This window comes from Pseudoalteromonas sp. UG3-2 (assembly GCF_037120705.1).
Classification (GTDB): Bacteria; Pseudomonadota; Gammaproteobacteria; order Enterobacterales; family Alteromonadaceae; genus Pseudoalteromonas.
Genome location: NZ_JAWLJU010000001.1, coordinates 581779 through 599829, shown reverse-complemented (window position 1 = coordinate 599829; position 18051 = coordinate 581779). Strand labels below are relative to the sequence as shown.

At 45.0% G+C, this 18051-nt stretch carries 15 protein-coding genes; 10 read left to right on the top strand and 5 right to left on the bottom strand.

From position 1 onward, the window contains the following. Positions 1–313 precede the first annotated feature (313 nt). The 4 genes from R3P39_RS02405 (at position 314) to R3P39_RS02390 (ending at position 6233) form a co-directional block, all read left to right on the top strand. On the top strand, positions 314–553 hold the full coding sequence (locus R3P39_RS02405; protein ID WP_336565418.1) for a hypothetical protein: 240 nt from the start codon (positions 314–316) through the stop codon (positions 551–553). 80 nt (positions 554–633) lie between these two features. Continuing rightward, entirely contained in the window at positions 634–1830 is a 1197-nt protein-coding gene (locus R3P39_RS02400; RefSeq protein ID WP_336565417.1) for an exonuclease SbcCD subunit D C-terminal domain-containing protein, read from the top strand. Between the two features lie 3 nt (positions 1831–1833). Further along, positions 1834–5523: an AAA family ATPase gene (locus R3P39_RS02395; protein WP_336565416.1), complete on the top strand. Its 3690-nt coding sequence runs from the start codon at positions 1834–1836 to the stop codon at positions 5521–5523. Between the two features lie 44 nt (positions 5524–5567). Then, positions 5568–6233, top strand: coding sequence for a class I SAM-dependent methyltransferase (locus R3P39_RS02390; protein ID WP_336565415.1), 666 nt, complete (start codon positions 5568–5570; stop codon positions 6231–6233). Between the two features lie 194 nt (positions 6234–6427). Here R3P39_RS02390 and R3P39_RS02385 read toward each other — a convergent pair whose 3' ends face one another. Then, entirely contained in the window at positions 6428–6988 is a 561-nt protein-coding gene (locus tag R3P39_RS02385; protein WP_336565414.1) for a DUF6942 family protein, read from the bottom strand. Between the two features lie 154 nt (positions 6989–7142). On the opposite strand from R3P39_RS02385, the gene R3P39_RS02380 reads away from it, so the two are divergent. The 3 genes from R3P39_RS02380 (at position 7143) to R3P39_RS02370 (ending at position 11508) form a co-directional block, all read left to right on the top strand. Next, positions 7143–7673, top strand: a complete 531-nt coding sequence (locus tag R3P39_RS02380; RefSeq protein WP_336565413.1) for a lipocalin family protein — start codon at positions 7143–7145, stop codon at positions 7671–7673. A gap of 180 nt (positions 7674–7853) precedes the next feature. After that, a complete protein-coding gene (locus R3P39_RS02375) occupies positions 7854–9782 on the top strand; it encodes an alkaline phosphatase PhoX (protein WP_336565412.1) in 1929 nt (642 codons plus the stop codon). 118 nt (positions 9783–9900) lie between these two features. Beyond that, positions 9901–11508 carry a hypothetical protein gene (locus tag R3P39_RS02370; protein ID WP_442962074.1) on the top strand — a complete coding sequence of 536 codons (1608 nt, stop codon included), beginning with the start codon at positions 9901–9903 and terminating at the stop codon, positions 11506–11508. 628 nt (positions 11509–12136) lie between these two features. Here R3P39_RS02370 and R3P39_RS02365 read toward each other — a convergent pair. Both R3P39_RS02365 and R3P39_RS02360 read right to left on the bottom strand, forming a co-directional pair. Further along, complete coding sequence (locus R3P39_RS02365) at positions 12137–12454, bottom strand: DUF3325 domain-containing protein (protein WP_336565611.1); 318 nt, start codon at positions 12452–12454, stop codon at positions 12137–12139. Then, entirely contained in the window at positions 12454–14040 is a 1587-nt protein-coding gene (locus R3P39_RS02360; protein ID WP_336565410.1) for a PepSY-associated TM helix domain-containing protein, read from the bottom strand. Before R3P39_RS02360 ends, R3P39_RS02365 begins: the two co-directional genes overlap by 1 nt. Positions 14041–14555: 515 nt before the next feature. Between R3P39_RS02360 and R3P39_RS02355 the strand changes: the two genes are divergently transcribed. From R3P39_RS02355 to R3P39_RS02345, 3 genes are all read left to right on the top strand, one after another. Then, positions 14556–15131, top strand: coding sequence for a uracil-DNA glycosylase family protein (locus R3P39_RS02355; protein WP_336565409.1), 576 nt, complete (start codon positions 14556–14558; stop codon positions 15129–15131). 123 nt (positions 15132–15254) lie between these two features. Then, positions 15255–15611, top strand: a complete 357-nt coding sequence (locus tag R3P39_RS02350) for a hypothetical protein (protein ID WP_336565408.1) — start codon at positions 15255–15257, stop codon at positions 15609–15611. A gap of 224 nt (positions 15612–15835) precedes the next feature. Beyond that, positions 15836–16258 carry a DoxX family protein gene (locus R3P39_RS02345; protein WP_336565407.1) on the top strand — a complete coding sequence of 141 codons (423 nt, stop codon included), beginning with the start codon at positions 15836–15838 and terminating at the stop codon, positions 16256–16258. Positions 16259–16351: 93 nt separating this feature from the next. Here R3P39_RS02345 and R3P39_RS02340 read toward each other — a convergent pair whose 3' ends face one another. Then, a complete protein-coding gene (locus R3P39_RS02340) occupies positions 16352–17074 on the bottom strand; it encodes an ABC transporter permease (RefSeq protein ID WP_336565406.1) in 723 nt (240 codons plus the stop codon). A 2-nt stretch (positions 17075–17076) separates the two neighbouring features. Continuing rightward, positions 17077–17961: an ABC transporter ATP-binding protein gene (locus tag R3P39_RS02335; RefSeq protein WP_336565405.1), complete on the bottom strand. Its 885-nt coding sequence runs from the start codon at positions 17959–17961 to the stop codon at positions 17077–17079. Between the last annotated feature and the right edge of the window lie 90 nt (positions 17962–18051).

The following is an 18051-nucleotide window of genomic DNA, read 5'->3' as shown; positions in this document are numbered from 1 at the left end:
CTTCACAAAGCAAAATTTTGAGATAAAGTAACAAAATTGTCTGACGGCGTGGATACCTCTACCACCTACGTTTATAAGTGGTTGTTATACAGTCATATTATTAGTTGAGTCTGGCTCGTAAATTAACATGCCAAGAAGGTATTTTGTTAGCTTATTGTCTCTATTTTATAAATAAATAAAAAAAACAGAATTAGTGGTTGATATTGACCCAAGTTTGTCTTTAAAATCGCGCACTTCACAAGCTCTGGGTAAAACTGGCGTTAGTTTTGCTCTGTACTAAATACCCGTTTAGCGAAGAAATGTGGTGGGCAGTATGGATTTCTACATACTAAAAAAACAAGAGAAGTTTGTTGCAATTCCAGCAGACGAACAAAATTGTAAAGGTTACTTAGACGAAGGTTATTTTTACGTTGATAAGGTAGCCGCTTGCAATGAAAAATCCGCGATCAAGCGAGTGCAAGAAAAGCAAAAGCGTGTCATTAAAGTACCAGCGATGTTCTTTTTATTGGCACTGCCAGTGATTATGTTGGCATGGTGGCAACTGAGCCATTGAGCTAACACCATTGAATAAGCACAAGACGAACATCGCCAGACGATGTTATATTAGCGTTTCTATTGGAAAAGGAACGCTAAATGAAGGTTTTACACACATCTGATTGGCACCTAGGGCAATCGTTTTATGAACATGAACGAGCAGCTGAGCATCAGCAATTTTTAGATTGGCTAAGCGATACGCTGCTGCAGCATCAAGTTGATATTCTGCTTATTAGCGGGGATATTTTCCACACCGCCACTCCCCCTGCCAGCGCCGAAAAACAACTCTACACCTTCATTCAGCACATCTCAAAACAATTACCTCAGCTCCATATTGTGTTGATAGCTGGCAATCATGACTCTGCTAGTGGCATTGAAACCGCCAAGCCGCTGTTGCAATCCTTTAATACCCATGTCGTGGGTCACTTTGACAAAAACGCACCAGAGCAGGTGGTACTAACCTTAGCAACCGCAACGACAACCGCTCATGTGGTTGCTATGCCCTTCCTGCGTGGTGGCGATTTACCCCGTCAAAGTGGCGATAATAGCTACCAACAAGGGGTTGCACAGGCCTACCAACAAGCCATCGAAACTATTGCCAAGCCATCAGGCCCGATTATTTTAATGGGACACTTACACGCTAAAGGTGGCAGTATCTCTGAAGATTCTGAGCGCAATATCAATATCGGTGGCTTTGATGCTGTTTCTGCAAACGTGTTTGGCGAGCAATTTGATTATGTCGCGCTTGGTCATTTGCATAAGGCACAAACTGTTGCAAAGCAAAATGCAATTCGTTATAGCGGCACCCCGCTGCCAATGTCCTTTTCTGAACGTAACTATCAGCACCAGGTTTTACTGTTAGAGTTTTCTGATAGCGACTTGCTGGATGTAAAGCCCCTTTACATTCCAAGATTTCAACACCTTCTTTATATCCCAGAGCAAGGTGCTGCCACGCTTGATGAGCTATGCGAACAAATAAGCAATACTGACTTTGGGCAATATGAAGAAAAACCTTATGTGCGTTTGCGCCTCAGTGCTACTGAATCTAGCAGTCGTTTTCGGGCAGAGATTGATGCCGCTTTAAAAGATAAGCCGCTACTGTTTTGCGGTATCGAACGGGTAAGTAAAGCGGATGAGGATAAAGAATCGCAATTTGAAGATCTTGGTAAGGTGGAGTCGTTAAGCGTGAATACGCTACTGGATATTGCTTACCGTAATATTGACCCCGAGCAACAGACGGCACCTAAAGCGTTACATGACAAACTTGCCGCCGTTATCACAGCCATGGAGGACTAACCGGTGAAACTGGAAAAAATAGCCATAGAAAACTTGGCTTCAATTGTTGACGCGGACGTTGATTTCACTGCTGCGCCGCTGAGTGATACTGGCTTATACGCGATTACCGGTGACACTGGCGCCGGTAAAAGTACCTTATTGGATGCTATTTGTTTGGCGTTGTATGGCAAAACAGCCAGATTGAAATCAGATGATAAAAAGACGGTGGCCTTCAATGGCGATGATATAAAACTCAATGACCCTAGAAACCTATTACGTCGTGGTTGCGTATCCGGCTCGGCTAAGGTTCAGTTTTTAGCCCAAGACGGTAAACGCTATCTGGCTTGTTGGTCGGTTGAGCGGGCGAGAAAAAAGAGCGCTGGAAAACTGAAAACAGCGAAACTGGAGTTGTATACCTGGCCGCAAGAGACCTTGGTGTGTGAGGGTAAACGTGAAACCGAGCAAAAAATTGAACAGTTGGTTGGTTTGAACTTTGAGCAGTTTACCCGAGCTGTGTTACTTGCTCAGCATGAATTTGCCGCTTTTTTAAAAGCCAGTGGTGATGAGCGCGCCCAGTTGCTTGAGTGTCTTACTGGCACAGAGAAGTTCAGTAAAATAGGTCAAGCGGTGTTCGAAGCGCACAAAGAAAAAAAGCAGCTACTGCAGCGCCAAGAGGACAAGCTCGGTGAGATTGAACTGCTCACTGAAGAACAACAGCACACATTGCATGAACAACAACAGCAACTCATTCAGCAACGAGATTCCCATCAGCAACAGTTTAATACTGCTAACGCGCAGCGACAGTGGCTCGATGCTCTAGCAAAACGAAAACAGCAGCTTAATCAAGTCGAGTCGAAGTTGCAGACGCTAGCGCAGCAACTTGCTCAGTTAGCACCGCAGCAAGAAAAAGCACAGCAAATCAGCAAAGCTAACTCAATGCGCGATAATGTTGAGCAACAAACACAGGCTCAAGCAAAGTCGCATGAACTGGAACAACGTCTAAAACATCTACGTGAACAAGACTTTGAGGCTAAGATTGCCGCGTGTGAGAAAAATAAACAACAACAGCAATACACTTTACAGCAATTGCAGACAGAGTTTGATAGCCTCTCGGATAGTTTTGCTGCAGTGAAAAAAATTGATGAAGAGCACGCCAAGCATCAAGTGCAACAGCAACAAGTAAATCGCCATTATGAAGAAGCACAGTCGCTGGTGCAGCAATATGATAAGCGTATCAAAGCCCTGGTACAGCAAGTATCAGACGTAACGGCTGAGTTGCAAGCCCTAGAAAAGAAGCAAGAACAACAGCAGTGGCTTGCTGGTATTGCCCAGCAGTGGTCGGCGCTAAAGCCACAATTTCAAGATTTAATCACTCAGCAACAGCAATTGGCTAAGCGCCAACAACAATTACGTAGCTTACCAAATCAACAGCAACAATTAGCTGAGCGGTTGCAACAGCAAGGTCAGCAGTTTGAACAAGCGCAATCACAGCAGCAAAATGAACAATCACAACTGAGCGCATTGCAACAAAAACTAGCTGGCTTTAAAGACCTTGATGTTAATCAGCAAGTCAGCAACTGGACTCAAGCACTACAGAGCCGTCAGCAACTCGAACAACAGCAAGAGCACCTTGCGCAGTTGCAGATCCAGCAAACCCAACATCAAATAGCGCTGCAACGTCTTGAAGAGCAGCTTAAAGACACCAAACAACAAGATGAACTGACTAAGCAGCGGGTTGCCTTATCGCAGGACAACTTAGCGCAGGTACAGCTTCGTGCCAGCGACAGTATTAGCCACTTAAGAGCCCAGTTACAGCCAGGACAAGAGTGTATGGTGTGTGGCGCTAAAGATCACCCTTATGCCGTCGAACACATTGATAAGCATTGGCAACAGTTGTTAGAGGATTTCCGTGGACAGACTCATGCAGCGGAGCAAGCGCGAGAACAAGTGCTGCAACGTTACAATGAATTAGTTGGACAAAAAGAGCGTGAAAACGCCCTATTACAGTCCACACTACATGAATTGGCGCAATCTCAGCGAGCCATTGAGACACAGCAACAGCAATTGAATGCGCTCCCTAGCGACTATCACAATGTAACCAGCGAGCTGGCACAGCAGCGACTCGAAGAGGCGCAACAAGCGCGCGCTCAGTTCAATCAATTAAGAACTCAGCAGGATGAACAATGGCAACGATGCCAGCAAGCTCAGCAGCAGCTTGATGCCATACAGCAACAACTCACGGCGTCGCAGCAAGAACAAACCGCGTTTACGCAACAACAGGCGCAACTTGAAGGTGAGGTGGCGAAATATCAACACAGCGTCCATGAGCTGCAACAGCGACTGCAGCAATTGCTACCGCAACCAGCTTGGTGGCAGCGCTTTAGTGACAGCGACACTGAGGCACTGGAGGAATTAGAAAGTCAGGTGAGCAGCTGGTTACAGTTATGCCAACACGTTGAGACGCTGCAAGAAAAAATAAAAAACACTCTACAGCAACAAGATGCTGAGCAAGAAAAGCGCAGTTACCAACAACAGCAGCTTAGGCAATTTGAGTCACAGCGAGATCAGCACCAACAAGCGCTGCAGGAGCTGGCGTCTGAACGGCAAGCCTATTTGCCAGCGGACAAAACTCGAGAGCAATGGATTGCAGAGTATCAACATGGCCTTGAGCAGGCACAGCAGAGGCTTCATGACGCTGTGATTGCCTATAATCAGGCTGTTACAGAGCTTGAGAAAGCGAGGCACAGCATCACGGAACTGCAGGCGCAGCAACAGGATCTAAAACAACGATTACACACCCTCAATGAGCGTATAGCGCAATGGCTGGCGCAAGATCATGGCATTGAAGATGTAGCGCAGTTACACGCTTTGCTGGGAGAGCCTTTGGCACCAGCAGAGGAAGTGATCCGCCAATATAACCAATTAACCCAGCAGCAACATGAAGCCAAATTACAGCAGCAGCACCAACAGCAAGAAATCGAACAGCTTCTCACCCACTACCCTGAGGGAGTTGATGAGGAGCAGTTGCAACAGCAACTGAATGAATTGCAGCAGCAGTTGCAACAGCAACTGAATGAATTGCAGCAGCAGTTGCAGCAAACTCAGCAACAATTATTGCAGGTGCAAACACATCTAGAACTCGACAGCCAAAACCGCGAAAAGTTTGCCGCCCAAGCCAGCCAACTTGAGCAACAGCGGCAAGATTACGAACACTGGTATTTATTAGACAAGCTGCTTGGCGATGCCACAGGTAAAAAGTTGCGTAACTGGGCGCAAACGCAAACCCTACGGATTTTACTGCAATACGCAAATCAGCAGTTGCGCAGCTTGTCGAAGCGCTATGTGCTGACTACCATTGAGCAATCTTTGGACATTGCTATTATTGACAAGGATATGGCTGATGAACAGCGTAGCGTCAATACCTTATCTGGTGGCGAATCTTTCTTAGTCTCTTTGGCACTAGCGTTAGGCTTGGCGGCATTGTCGGCCAATAAGGTGCAGATCCACTCGCTGTTTATTGATGAGGGGTTTGGTACCTTAGATCCAGAGACTCTGGCGGTTGCTATTGATGCCTTGGATGCCTTACAGTCTCAAGGGCGTAAAGTGGGGGTGATTTCCCATGTGGCGCAAATGAGTGAACGTATTGCTACCCGCATACACGTGAATAAGCGGCCCGGCGGGTATTCGGCGTTAACCTTCATTCCTGAGTCTTAACAATGTGCCGAGTACTACGCATTCAGTAATTTAAGGAGCAGAATATGCCTACTTTTAACGGTGAGGAAGCACTACATTACGATAAGCGCATTACAAAGTTGGTGCCAGGTTATGAATTACTGCATCAATTAACCGCCGCGCAACTTATGGCGCTGTATCCACAACAAGCCAAAATTTTGGTGGTTGGTGCCGGTACAGGAAAAGAGATTATTGAACTGGCCAAAATAAACCCCAGTTGGACGTTTATTGCCCAAGATACATCGGCTGATATGCTTGCAATTGCAGAGCAGCACTTTAATAAGCTTGAACTAGATTCGCGTGTCACGCTTCATCATGGTCCGCTGCAAGCCGATGAGTATCAGGTCGATGTGGTGTTGTGCCTGCTCGTTATGCACTTTGTTAGCGATAACGGTGATAAAGAAACGCTATTTCGGTTAATGGGGCAGCAAGTAAAAAATGGCGGCTATTTGTTCTTAGCCGACCTTGAGCGCCCTGTCACTCCATTTGAGCGTGAAGCACAGCTTTTGGTATGCAAACAGCTAGGCTTAACGGACGCCGGCGAGCAGCGCATGAGGGTGAACTTTGAACGGGAATTTTACCCACTCGATAAAATGCGCTTGGCTGAACTGCTTGATAATGCTGGGTTTAAGCCGGCGAGGCCTTACTTTAAAGCGCTCGGTTTTGCCGGCTACAATACGCAAAAATACTAAGTACCCTGCTCACCCTTACGGCATGGCTTGAATACTAACTTAGTAAAAATATGATCCTATTGAAATAAAAGAAAAATCTTACAGGTTAGCTAGTAAAATCCTGATCTCTTAATCTTTACAGTCTGCAACTAACAAGTAGAGATCAGTATATTACTAGGTATAAAGCTGATCTCAGTCGTTAATTATTTTTTCTTTTAATCATTGTTCGATCCGGAAGCCTGTTTAATTATATTAACTAACTTATTGATTTTAATGTTACTTAATTGCCGATAGTCAAGAAACGGTGAAACGATTAGGCGGCGCTCATAGTCAACCGCGAATTCGCTGTCTAACCAAACCAAGTTGTTAGTAAAAACGTGATCTCTGAGTAGCTTTTTTGCATAGGTGCGACCTGCGATAATGTGCCATTGATAGCGGTTTGCAGCTAAGTCTGGTGGACTGAACAGCAGCGCTTCTTGTGAGTTGGATTGCAGTAATTGGTTGTCGCGGTAGTCTTGCCAGCGCTCATAGTTAGTAATTTGATGATCTAAAAAAGCGCCAGCGGCCAAGGTTTTGGCAAAAACATTAAAAATTTTACGCCAGCCATTGCCACACTGAGCACCAATATGAGCCACTTCTCCAAGTGCCAGAGGCAGCACTTGCTGACAATCCTGGTAAGGAGGTAAAGGGGGCGCATGTTCAATGTAGAAAGCAAGTAAGCCACTTTCAGCACCCAGCCCTCGAGTTAGTATTTTTTTGTTCTGTTCCTTTTGCATTGCGACCTCTAGAGAGAGTTTATACTAAATAGTAAAACAATCGCTGGTTAGAAGCACTTAATAAATCCTTTCCCAATATGGCGAAAATGATATTTAAGCTAAACTTTATGGAAATTTTTCTCGTATTATTGGCGTTTGAAGAAGGAAATAAATAATGAAATATCAACACCTATCCCTGTTTTTCTTTATGCTGCTGTTAACTGCATGCACGGGGTTACCAGAAAATATTAAGCCGGTAAAACAGTTTGATGTAGAGCGCTATGCCGGTACTTGGTATGAAATTGCGCGCTTAGACCATTCCTTTGAGCGAGGAATGCAAAACGTCACAGCGGCATATAGCTTAAATGATGATGGTAGCATTAAAGTAATCAATAAAGGGTATGTTACTGCAGAACAAACCTGGAAAGAGGCCATTGGCAAAGCTAAATTTGTTGAAGATGAGAATACCGCACATTTAAAGGTCTCCTTTTTTGGGCCATTCTATGGCAGCTATGTGGTGTTTGAATTAGACAGCGATTATCAATATGCCTATGTTACCAGTTACAACCGTGATTACCTGTGGTTACTGTCTAGAACCCCCACAGTTGATGAAGCAGTAATGGATAATTTTATCGCAACAGCCACAGAAAAAGGTTTTGCTAGCGATGAGCTGATATTTATGGAGCATAAACCCATTTCACAATAACCACTGCAAGGCTATTTATATTGACTGTAAACCCCCTGTACAAATTTACCTGTATTGGGTATTCACACCAGTGTCTTAATCCTGTAGGAAAGGGTTAATAAATTAGTCGGTTAACTGTAACAGGGACACTGCACACTATTGCACGCTTACAAAAACAATACATCGGAACTGGAGTAAAACATGAAGCGTGTAGCATATTCTCTGATTGCAGCGGCGGTTGCAATGTCTCTCACAGCGTGTGATGGCGATGATGGCGAGCAAGGGCCTGTTGGTCCTGCTGGTCCTCAAGGTGAACAAGGCAGTGCTGGCCAAGATGGCGTTGACGGCAGTAATGGTAGTAACGGCCAAAACGGTGCGGATGGTCAAGATGGCACTGACGGCCAAGACGGTCAAGATGGTCAAGATGGCGTAGATGGTCGTGATGGCAGTTACAGCGTACCTGGCCTAGTGCGCATAGCCACGGTACCTGCAGGTGCAGAAGTAACTGGCTTGTTCTTATCAGAAGGTGGGGATTTATTTTTTAACGTTCAGCACCCTAATGACAGCAATACGGAAACCGACAGCTTTAACAGCAAGCCATTTAATACCGGTACTGTAGGTGTTCTAACTGGGGTTAACTTTAATAACCTACCAGCGGCCATTGCCAGCGCTCCAGTGCCGGCATCAACCATGGAACAGCAAACCGTGGTGTCGGCGATTGGCCAATATCAAATTCTTGGCCAAACTGGCGATACCTTTGATGAGCTTGGCGACAAAGGTTTAGCGGGCGGTTTAGGCGTTCATTACAGCATTTCTACCGGTGAAGAAATCATTAAAAATGACAACCCTGATTTTAATGGTTTCATTCCTGTTGATGCCGATACGGGCTACTTGTTTACTAACTGGGAGGCCTACCCTGGTGGCGTAAGTCGCTTAAAAATGAGCAAAGCGACCAGTGGTCAATGGTCTATCGAAGAAGCCATGATGGTGGACTTCGATGGCGTTAAAGGTACGGCAGCAAACTGTTTTGGCTCAGTATCTCCTTGGGGCACGCCACTGACTTCAGAAGAGTGGATCGTTTGGTCATCGGTTGATTCAACTCAAGACCCAGCCTGGAACGACCCTAGCGAAACTGGTAACGATACCATGGAAGCGCTAACTGCCCCTGACTTCCCTAATCCATATCGCTATGGCTATATTGCTGAAATTCAAAACCCAACATCAGATACTCCGGATGTCGTTAAGCATTTCACTATTGGTCGTTATGAGCATGAAAACTCAGTAGTTATGCCTGACCGTCGCACTGTTTACTCATCACAAGATGATACCGGTGGCGTGCTATTTAAGTTTGTTGCTGATCAGCCTGAAGACCTAAGTTCTGGTACTTTGTATGCAGCCAAACTTACTCAAGACGCAGGACTATCCGATCCAGCGGTAACCGGGTTTGATGTTTCATGGGTAGAACTGGGCTCCGGAAGCAATGCTGAAATAGAAACTTGGGTTGCACAATACGACAACATTGATACCTCAGACTACGTTGATGGCCAAACCAGCTACTTATCAGTGGCGGATGTTAAAGCATGGGCCGAGGGCGCTGCTAACTATCCTAGCGTAGAAAATGGCGGTGGTTTGGTGACAGCGGGTCAGCCGATGGACAATCGTGCAATCTTCCTAGAGTCTCGTCAAGCCGCTCGTCAAATGGGTGCTACGGCCGAATGGCGTAAGCTTGAAGGGATCAGCATCAATCATAATCGCGTGTTAGAAGCGGTGACTGGTCAAGATGTGGTGGCTGGCGAAGTCGTAGATAAAGCTTATATGTATATCGGCATTGCGGATATCGATAAAACCATGACTAATGGTAAGGGTGATATTCAGCTATCTGCACGAGTGAAAGACTGTGGTGGTGTATACCGTGCGCATATTGATAACAGTTACAACCTAACGCGCATTGAACCTGTGGTAATGGGTGGCACTTACCGTTCGTCATTAACAGGGGCAGAACGCTGCGATGTAAACCAGCTTTCTCAGCCTGATAACGTCATCGTAATGGAAGACGGCCGTATCATCATCGGTGAAGATGGCTTCCAAGAAAACAATACGCTTTGGCTTTATGACCCTAAAGCACAGTAATCGATAACGGATTTAGATTACGCCCGGCGGTGCCTAAGGCACTGCCTTTTTTTAACTATTTTTTGGAGTCATAAAAGTGAAATACGTTAGCTTTATTGCTGTCTCTTTAGCTGTCTTCATGACAGGGTGCCAGGAGCCGCCAGTTGTTACCGCAAACGGCACCAAGGTGCTGAGCTCCCCTGTCACTGCGCCCTACTCTGAGGGAGATGATATTCCTGCTACGGCGTTTATGGCGCATGATGAAGTATATAACCCTGAATCGGTGATCCCGCCGCAGTGCTACACCAAAACCGATGGCGTGAATAACCCATGCTACGCTTGTCACCAGTCTTATGATGATAAAAAGCGACCTAATATGATGCGTGATGGCAACTTACAAGGTGCCTATGAATTCTCTGATTTAGGTTTTAAGAACCATTGGAAAAACCTATTCAAAGATCGCTCTGAGCTTATTGCCAATATCTCAGATCAAGATATTACTAACTGGGTCAATCAAGACAACTACGCTCCCCTGATTGAAAAGCTAAAAGCCGATCCAAGCTGGAAGGGCGAGATTACCCCGATTGAAAATTTAGCTTATCCTGAGCAGGCGTTCGATGAGCAAGGCTTTGCTAAAGACGGCAGTGGTTGGGTGGCGTTTAATTACAAGCCCTTTCCTAGTACCTTTTGGCCAACCAATGGCTCCACCGGTGATGTCATGATCCGCCTTGCCGATGCCTTTAGGGAAACCTCTGGCAGCTTCAGCAAAGACGTCTACCTTGCCAACCTCAGTTTGGTGGAGATGGCTGTAAAGGGGCTTGACACCATAACTACTCCAGAAATTTCAGAATCGCAAATTGGTACGGACTTGAATGGCGATGGTGTGCTTAGTCGCATCACTAAAATTAAAGCCAGACAATACTATGTCGGCGATGCCAACAGCATCAAGCTGGCTCACGAACTGTACCCTGAGAATACAGAGTTTTTACATACCGTAAGGTACATTGGAGTAGATGAGCAAGGGAATATCTTTAATGCACCAAGAATGAAAGAAGTGCGTTATATGAAAAAGCACAACTTCAAGTCAAAGCAATCGTTGGGCGCAGCCTATTACCGCGAGGCAAAAGAAAAAGCCTTTGAAAATTATCCACAAACGCTTTATTTAGGTGACCAAGGAATTAATAATAACTTTGGTTGGACTCTAAATGGCTATATAGAGGATAAAGAGGGGCAGTTACGACCACAGCATGAACAGGAGCTCGCTTTTTGCAATGGTTGTCATAAGACCATTGGCTCAACCTATGATCAAACATTTTCTTTTGCCAGAAAAGTAGAAGGTAAGCTTGGTTGGGGCTACATTGATTTAAAAGCCATGACTGACGTGCCAAATAAGGGCGAAACGCAAGGTGAGTTCTTAACCTATATGATGCGTGTCGGCGGTGGCGATGAGTTTAGACAAAACCAAGAAATGCTAATGCGTTGGTTCAATCAAGACGGAACAGTGAATAAACAAAAGGTCAAATCCGCCACTAATTTGTATGAGTTAATTACCCCTTCTAAAGAACGAGCGTTGGCTTTGAATAAAGCCTATAAAACCATAGTTGCTGAGCAAAGTTACTTGTTTGGTCGCGATGCTACCCTAGTTGAGGCACAAAATGTGCTGCAACAAGTAGACGACTCTCAGCAGCCCCTTGAGCCTGAGCATCGATATGTGTGGGACATGCAGCTTGAGTGGCAACAAGAATAATACGCCTTAGCGCTATAACCCAAGTAAACATAAGCGTGTTTACTTGGGTATCTTTTGTTTTATGACTTAATTGTGCTGTCATGATGAAACGGTTAACCGCGATCACTAGAGAGACGATAAATGTAGTGATTAGATTATTATGTTAAATTGATAGTCTTGCATTTATTACCACCCTTCTTTTTGCATTTATTCGTTGTGTTTTTAGCTTATAAAAGAATTCTAGCCACTCATCGTGTTTTCCTCTGCTAGCATTAGAGATCATCAAATTACTAACTCAATGTTTATGGATCAGTATTTTACTTAGTTGTGTTATCGGGGCTGATAATATGGATCAGACTTATACCAACAAAAGCGGAAATGGCATTACACAGATCCGTTTTTTACTAACCTAGTTAATGTGTTTGCTAGTAGAGATCAGCATTTTACTAACTAATGATAGGCGTGCGAACTAATAGATCAGCTTTTTACTAACTTAATGGGCAATAAGTTAGTAAATCCTTGTTGTATTGCCATAACACTGTGTGATTTTTAGACAAAAACATTTTACTTCAATGGCTTAACAATCCAAAGCTAGTAAAATCATGATCCAAAAAAGGCGCCAGTTACGGCGCCTTGATTAAACTCTGATCTATATCAGTAAGGAGACAATAAGCGCAGCAGGAAGTAGGTAAAATAATGATCTCAACCAGGTTGGCCGCAACGCCAATAGCGACACCAACAACAACACCGAGAAAGTCATATAACCTAGTATCTCAAGGCTACCATATGCCCCACTCTCTTTAATTGCTAGCACAAAACTGATACTGAGCAGAACCCAGCTCAGCAGATTGAGCTGGCGGCAAAGTTGTGTTGAAGGCCGACAGCCCATGACCTCTTTATAGTGGTTTGGTTTGCTGAGCGCAAAGCCGACGAAGGCCATTAAACACAGTATTAAAGCAACCAACATCATGAATCGACTACCTCGCGTTTAATGCGCTTACCTTTAGCTGCAGAGGAGCTTGCTGTTAACTTCAGTTTATTGGCCTGAATTAGAAAACCAATTGCTGTGATAATGGCAATTGCATCAACAGCAAACAGAAGCCACTGTTGCTGGTAGAGATAAATTAGGGTGTTGTCTGATGTTACAAGCATATTCACCAATGGTAATGTGCCCCATAATAGGGCATTGCTCAGTGCAGCAAACCACCAAGAGCGCCGCGAGGCACTGACGAATGCAGCCAATGTGAATGCGCCCCAAGTTATAAAGAAGGCCAAAACCTCTTTGTCGGCTCGGCCTATAAGGTCAATAGGCAGCAGACGGTTAGCGTGAAAAAAAGCCGCAGTGGCAGCTGGAAGCCCCATGATGGTGGCGAGATTCAATGCTTCCACTAAGCGCAAGCCAAAGGGACCCTTACCGGTCGCTTTAGATTTTTGTCGCAGTCGTTTTGCCCACATCACCGCGCCCGTGGCAATCATGGCGCAGCCGGCCAAACCACAAAGGAAATAGAGCCAACGTAGCATAGGCTCAGCAAAGCGACCAGTGTGCAGTGCAATCATGCCACCATAGAGTTTTTCTGCTGCTGACAACTCGGTATGCTGAGTGGCCAGCAACTCACCACTGGCAGCCTGATACATCCAACCAGGTGGATCGTCCTGCACTTGGCGCACGGCATTAGCATAGATTTTTATTGTGGCATTGGCATCCGCAGGCGATGAGATACTAATGCGGCGAATGGGTAGGTCATTATTGTTAGTAAAATAATGATCCAGAATGGTACCAAGTGCTATCTGCTGTAAAGGCTGGCCACTTTTTTCAATACTGGCTGAGAAAGGAAATTGCTCCGCGCGCACGGCTTGACGGTCGCCAAAGTGCTGTTTTTGTGGCTGTGGCAACAGCATAAAAATCAACGTCACCAATCCGGTGTAGGTGATCATAATATGAAAGGGCAGGGCAATAACCGAAGACACATTATGGCCGTCTAACCAGCTCCTGAGTCCTTTGCCGCTGCGAAACTGAAATAAATCTTTAAAAATACGTTTGTGGATCACCACGCCCGAGACCAAAGCGATCAGCATAAATAAGCTAGCAAAACAGACTATCCAGCGTGCACTAATGGCATCCATATAATGCAGGTCAAAATGTAAGCGGTAGAAGAAGTTACCGCCGCGGGTTTCGCGATAGTCAGGTAATGGCTCAAGCGTCAAAGGATTATAGTAATTAAATTCGCGTTTACCACGACGTTCTCCGGCTTCAGGTTGTTGCGAAGTAATTAATAGCAGGCTAGGGCGACGTTCGGTGGGCATTTCAATACGCCATGAACGGGCGTCAGCGGCCTGCTGTTGCAGCTTAGCAATGCTGTCGCTGACGATTTGGCGTTGTAAAGCTGGGTTATAGTCGGGTAAGTCATGAACCGCTGGTTGTGCCCAAAAACTGATCTCATGACGAAAGAAGCTGGTCGTGCCGGCGAAAAAAATAAGCAATAACAGCCAACAGACGAGTAACCCAACCCAAGTGTGTAACCAGCTCATGCTGCGGAAAAAAGAGTCTTTCACAGCGTCCCTCCAAGTGATATCAGCAAGGCATAGAGCAGGGTTAATGTCATTGTGCTAACAACACAAAGGCGGCGAAATGAGCGGCAACTAAAGACCCCAATAAACACCAAGGTATAAAAAATAAGGCTGCTTGATAAGGCGAATAGCAGCGCGTCGAGGTGCGTGGTTGGTAATAATAATGCCAGTAATGAGGCGCATAGGGCGGTGAAAAAATAGCCGCCTACTATTGCAATGAAAAAACGAATAACGACTTGTACTTGATAAGTACTTAATAACGGATTGGCGTTACCGAGCGCAGGCACAGCATAGACCTCTTAAATCAACAAAAAATAAGCGAGTATTATCCATGAATAAACAGCTAAATGATAGTGATTATCAGTTGTTTTACTGTGCCTGTTTTGCTTTTATTTGCTGAACAGCCTTTAAACCTCGAGTGCTAACATTCACAATAAAATGAAATGCAATTATGCAGGCATTTTGTTAGCGTAGCGCTGAGTTATTTTTGAGGCTTTAGTTTGCAGGATATCTTTTCACAAGTTCGCGCATGTCAGCTTTGTCATGACTCACTACCACTTGGAGCTAACCCCATAATCCAAGGCAGTGAGCGGGCGCGGATTGTTATTATAGGGCAGGCGCCGGGTATCAAGGCGCACCAAAGCTCAACACCATTTAATGATGCTAGCGGCAAGCGCTTACGTGAGTGGTTAGCAGTAAGTTCGCAGCAATTTTACGACCCAAGCTTGTTTGCTATTATTCCGATGGCTTTTTGTTACCCAGGTAAAGGCAAATCCGGTGATTTACCGCCGCCATCAATTTGTGCTCAAACTTGGCATCGCTCTATTTTAGCCACATTACGTCAATCCAAACTGACGTTGCTAATAGGGCAGTACGCGCAAAAGTATTATTTAACCGCGGCTAGTACATTAACGGCCAATGTAAGTAGCTGCGACTACCAAAATCACCATTATTTAGCGTTACCCCATCCCAGCCCAAGAAACCGCTTTTGGTTACAAAAGAATCCGTGGTTTGAGAAACTCAAGCTACCTATTTTGCAGCACAGGGTGGAAAAGCTGTTGGCCGAGTCGAGCTAAACCAGCAGAAGGTTAAAAGGCACGGCGTTTTGACTCGGATTTAGTTGCTAAAAGAGATAAATTACCTCATACTTCCGTCTGCTTATATGTTGAACACCATTTACATTTTCAAGGGAATTGATAATGATTTACAGCGTCACCGGCTGGGCCGCCGTAACCCTCTCGCTCGTCGCGTTTTACCCCAGCATGCTCACCGGTGCCATGTCGGTGATTGGATTTTATGTCTGCTTGTTTGCCCTAATTATTGCTGCATTTGCCAGTCATATGGACAAGCCCATTTACTTTCGTATAACCATTTTTAGCGCATTACTGAACGTATTTTTCCTTAATGATGGCACTAAGTTAAGCTTGCTTTTCAATCAAACTGACTGGATTTATATTGGCTCTATGTATGGCATATTCTTAGTCGTACTCAGTATTTGTGGTTTTTGGGTGAGCCGTGACTTACTTGTTGCTGCCGTTGACGACAAACCACAATAAAGGGGGAAGGGCTGAGCTGGGTATGTTGTAATGAGCGGCTGCCATGTCAACTTGTGCCATGAAGCGCTCATATTGAGTTAATTATTAAACCAAGCGCTTAAATTCTGAAAAACAGAATAAGTAGTTTTAAATATATAAATTTTATTTGTTTATTTCGGATATATACTTTCTCTCAACAACTAGCCACTAGGTGGTTTTTTCAAACAGTTATTGAGGAAAGAAAAATGAACATGATCAACATTATTAAGCCTAACACACCGTTTGCAGCACTTTTGACCCTACTTGGACGAGTTGGATTGGCGGCCATCTTTACTCTGGCGGCAGTGAATAAAATCCAATATTACGATGGTAATGCAGCCTATATGGCTGCCAGTGGTTTACCTGGTGAGCTATTGCCTTTGGTGATTGCTTTTGAATTAGTAGGTGGGGTGTTTATTCTATTCGGTGTCCTTACCCAGCTGACTGCACTGGCATTTGCTTTATTTAGTGTCGTCAGTGCCTTGTTGTTTCATTTTGATTTAGCCGATCAAATGCAGTTTTTGATGTTCTTTAAAAATATCGCAATGGCGGGTGGCTTTTTGGCACTGGCGGTATCCGGTGCAGGTCAATGGAGCATTGATCATAAGCTAGCTACACGTCAGCAGTAGCCTCTGTCATCCACTTCCAGCCCACAATTGTTACATATTGGGCTGGAAGCTTATTAAGTTCTAGTGGTTAAATGAAAGGGGGCTGACTAATTACTACGACTGAAACTTACCTTTAGCAACGACCACCATCACTATGGTTTGCAATAGCAATACCAGAAAATGCTGCCACCACACATAGCCAAGTGATGCATCAATCGCTTTTAGTGCCAGTTGTGAAATGTGAAAGCTCGGTAATAGCCATGCGCACCACTGCATTACTTCCGGAAAGAGGTGGATTGGCAGCCATAAACCCGATAACAAAGACAGCGGTAAATACACTAGGTTGACAATGGCTGGGGCCGCTTTTACTGATACTGACATTCCTAATAGCAAGCCTAAAACACACAGCGGTAGCGTGCCAATAAGCGCAATTGCAACAACCATCAACCATTGCGTTAGGGCGAGACTCACCCCTGCCATGAGTGCTAACCCACTCATTAATAGCGCGACAATCAGCGAGAACGAAATAGCACTGGCACACTTTGCCACTAAATACTGGTAGGGCGATACTGGCGCTAACTGTTTAAGCGTGAGCCAGCCATTTTGTTTTTCCAGCGCGACATTAACCCCAAACGAAAACAAGGCCGGTCCAATCATGCCAAAGATCAGATAATTGATAAACATATAGCTTTGGGCTTTATCTGGGCTAAACACAATGCCAAAAAAGAGGTAAAACAGGCATGGGAACAGTGTGGCTGGAATGACAAAACTTTTGTTTCTAAAGGTACTCAGCAAGTCCGTTTTACACTCTAATATCATAGACGTTGACGATAACATTATTAAGCACTCCTCGCGTTCATGTAAGAAAGGTAACTCTGCTCTAAGCAGTGGGGGGAAACCACAAGCTCTGACACAGAAAAATGTGATAGCAGTTGCAATAACACCTGGTTGGGACTGTCAGTCATAATAGTGTATTTGCCTTGCTGATGGCTGATTTCCACTAACGGTAAAGCCGAGACAATAGCGGCAGCAGAGGCATCACAGCAAAAGCGGATCTCAGAGCGTTTATAATGGTTATTGAACTCTGGAATGTCCGCTAAAGGTTGGCAGTTTCCAGCTTGTAAAACATACAGTTCATCGGCCAGGTGTTCTGCCTCGTGTAAATAGTGGGTGGTCAATAGTACTGTCTTATTTTGTTGCTTTAGTGCCAAAATCGCTTGCCAAAGCTGTTGCCTTGACTCCACGTCCATGCCAACGCTGGGCTCATCCAGAATCACAATGTCGGGGTTACCTATCAGAGCCAATGCCATAAATAAACGCTGTTTCTGTCCGCCTGACAAGGTTTCAAAGGTTTGTTCGCTGACACCCTCAAGCTGACACAGAGTAACCAGTTCAGTGATAGGAAATGGCTTGGGGTAGTAGCTCGAGAATAACTGTAAAAACTCGTTCACTTTGATATTTAAAGGCAAGCTACTGGTTTGCATCATAGCACCAACTCGGGCGCGACAATCATCACTGCCTGGTGGCCGATTAAGAATACTAACGTGACCGCTTTGTGGTGCAAGTCGCCCGAGCAGAATATTAATGAGGGTAGTTTTTCCTGCGCCATTGGGCCCAAGGACAGCGTAGATCTTGCCACTAACCATACTCAGGTTAAGGTGTTGCAGTATTTCTTTTTCGCCGTAGGCAAAGTTCATATCTTGTATATTAATGACCTGCTCCATAACTGGCCTCCTTTGTTAAGTTAGGCTCAGTATCGCGCTTGCTAGTAACAAGTAACAGTGATGGTTGTCAGTAAAAACACTGACAAAAGT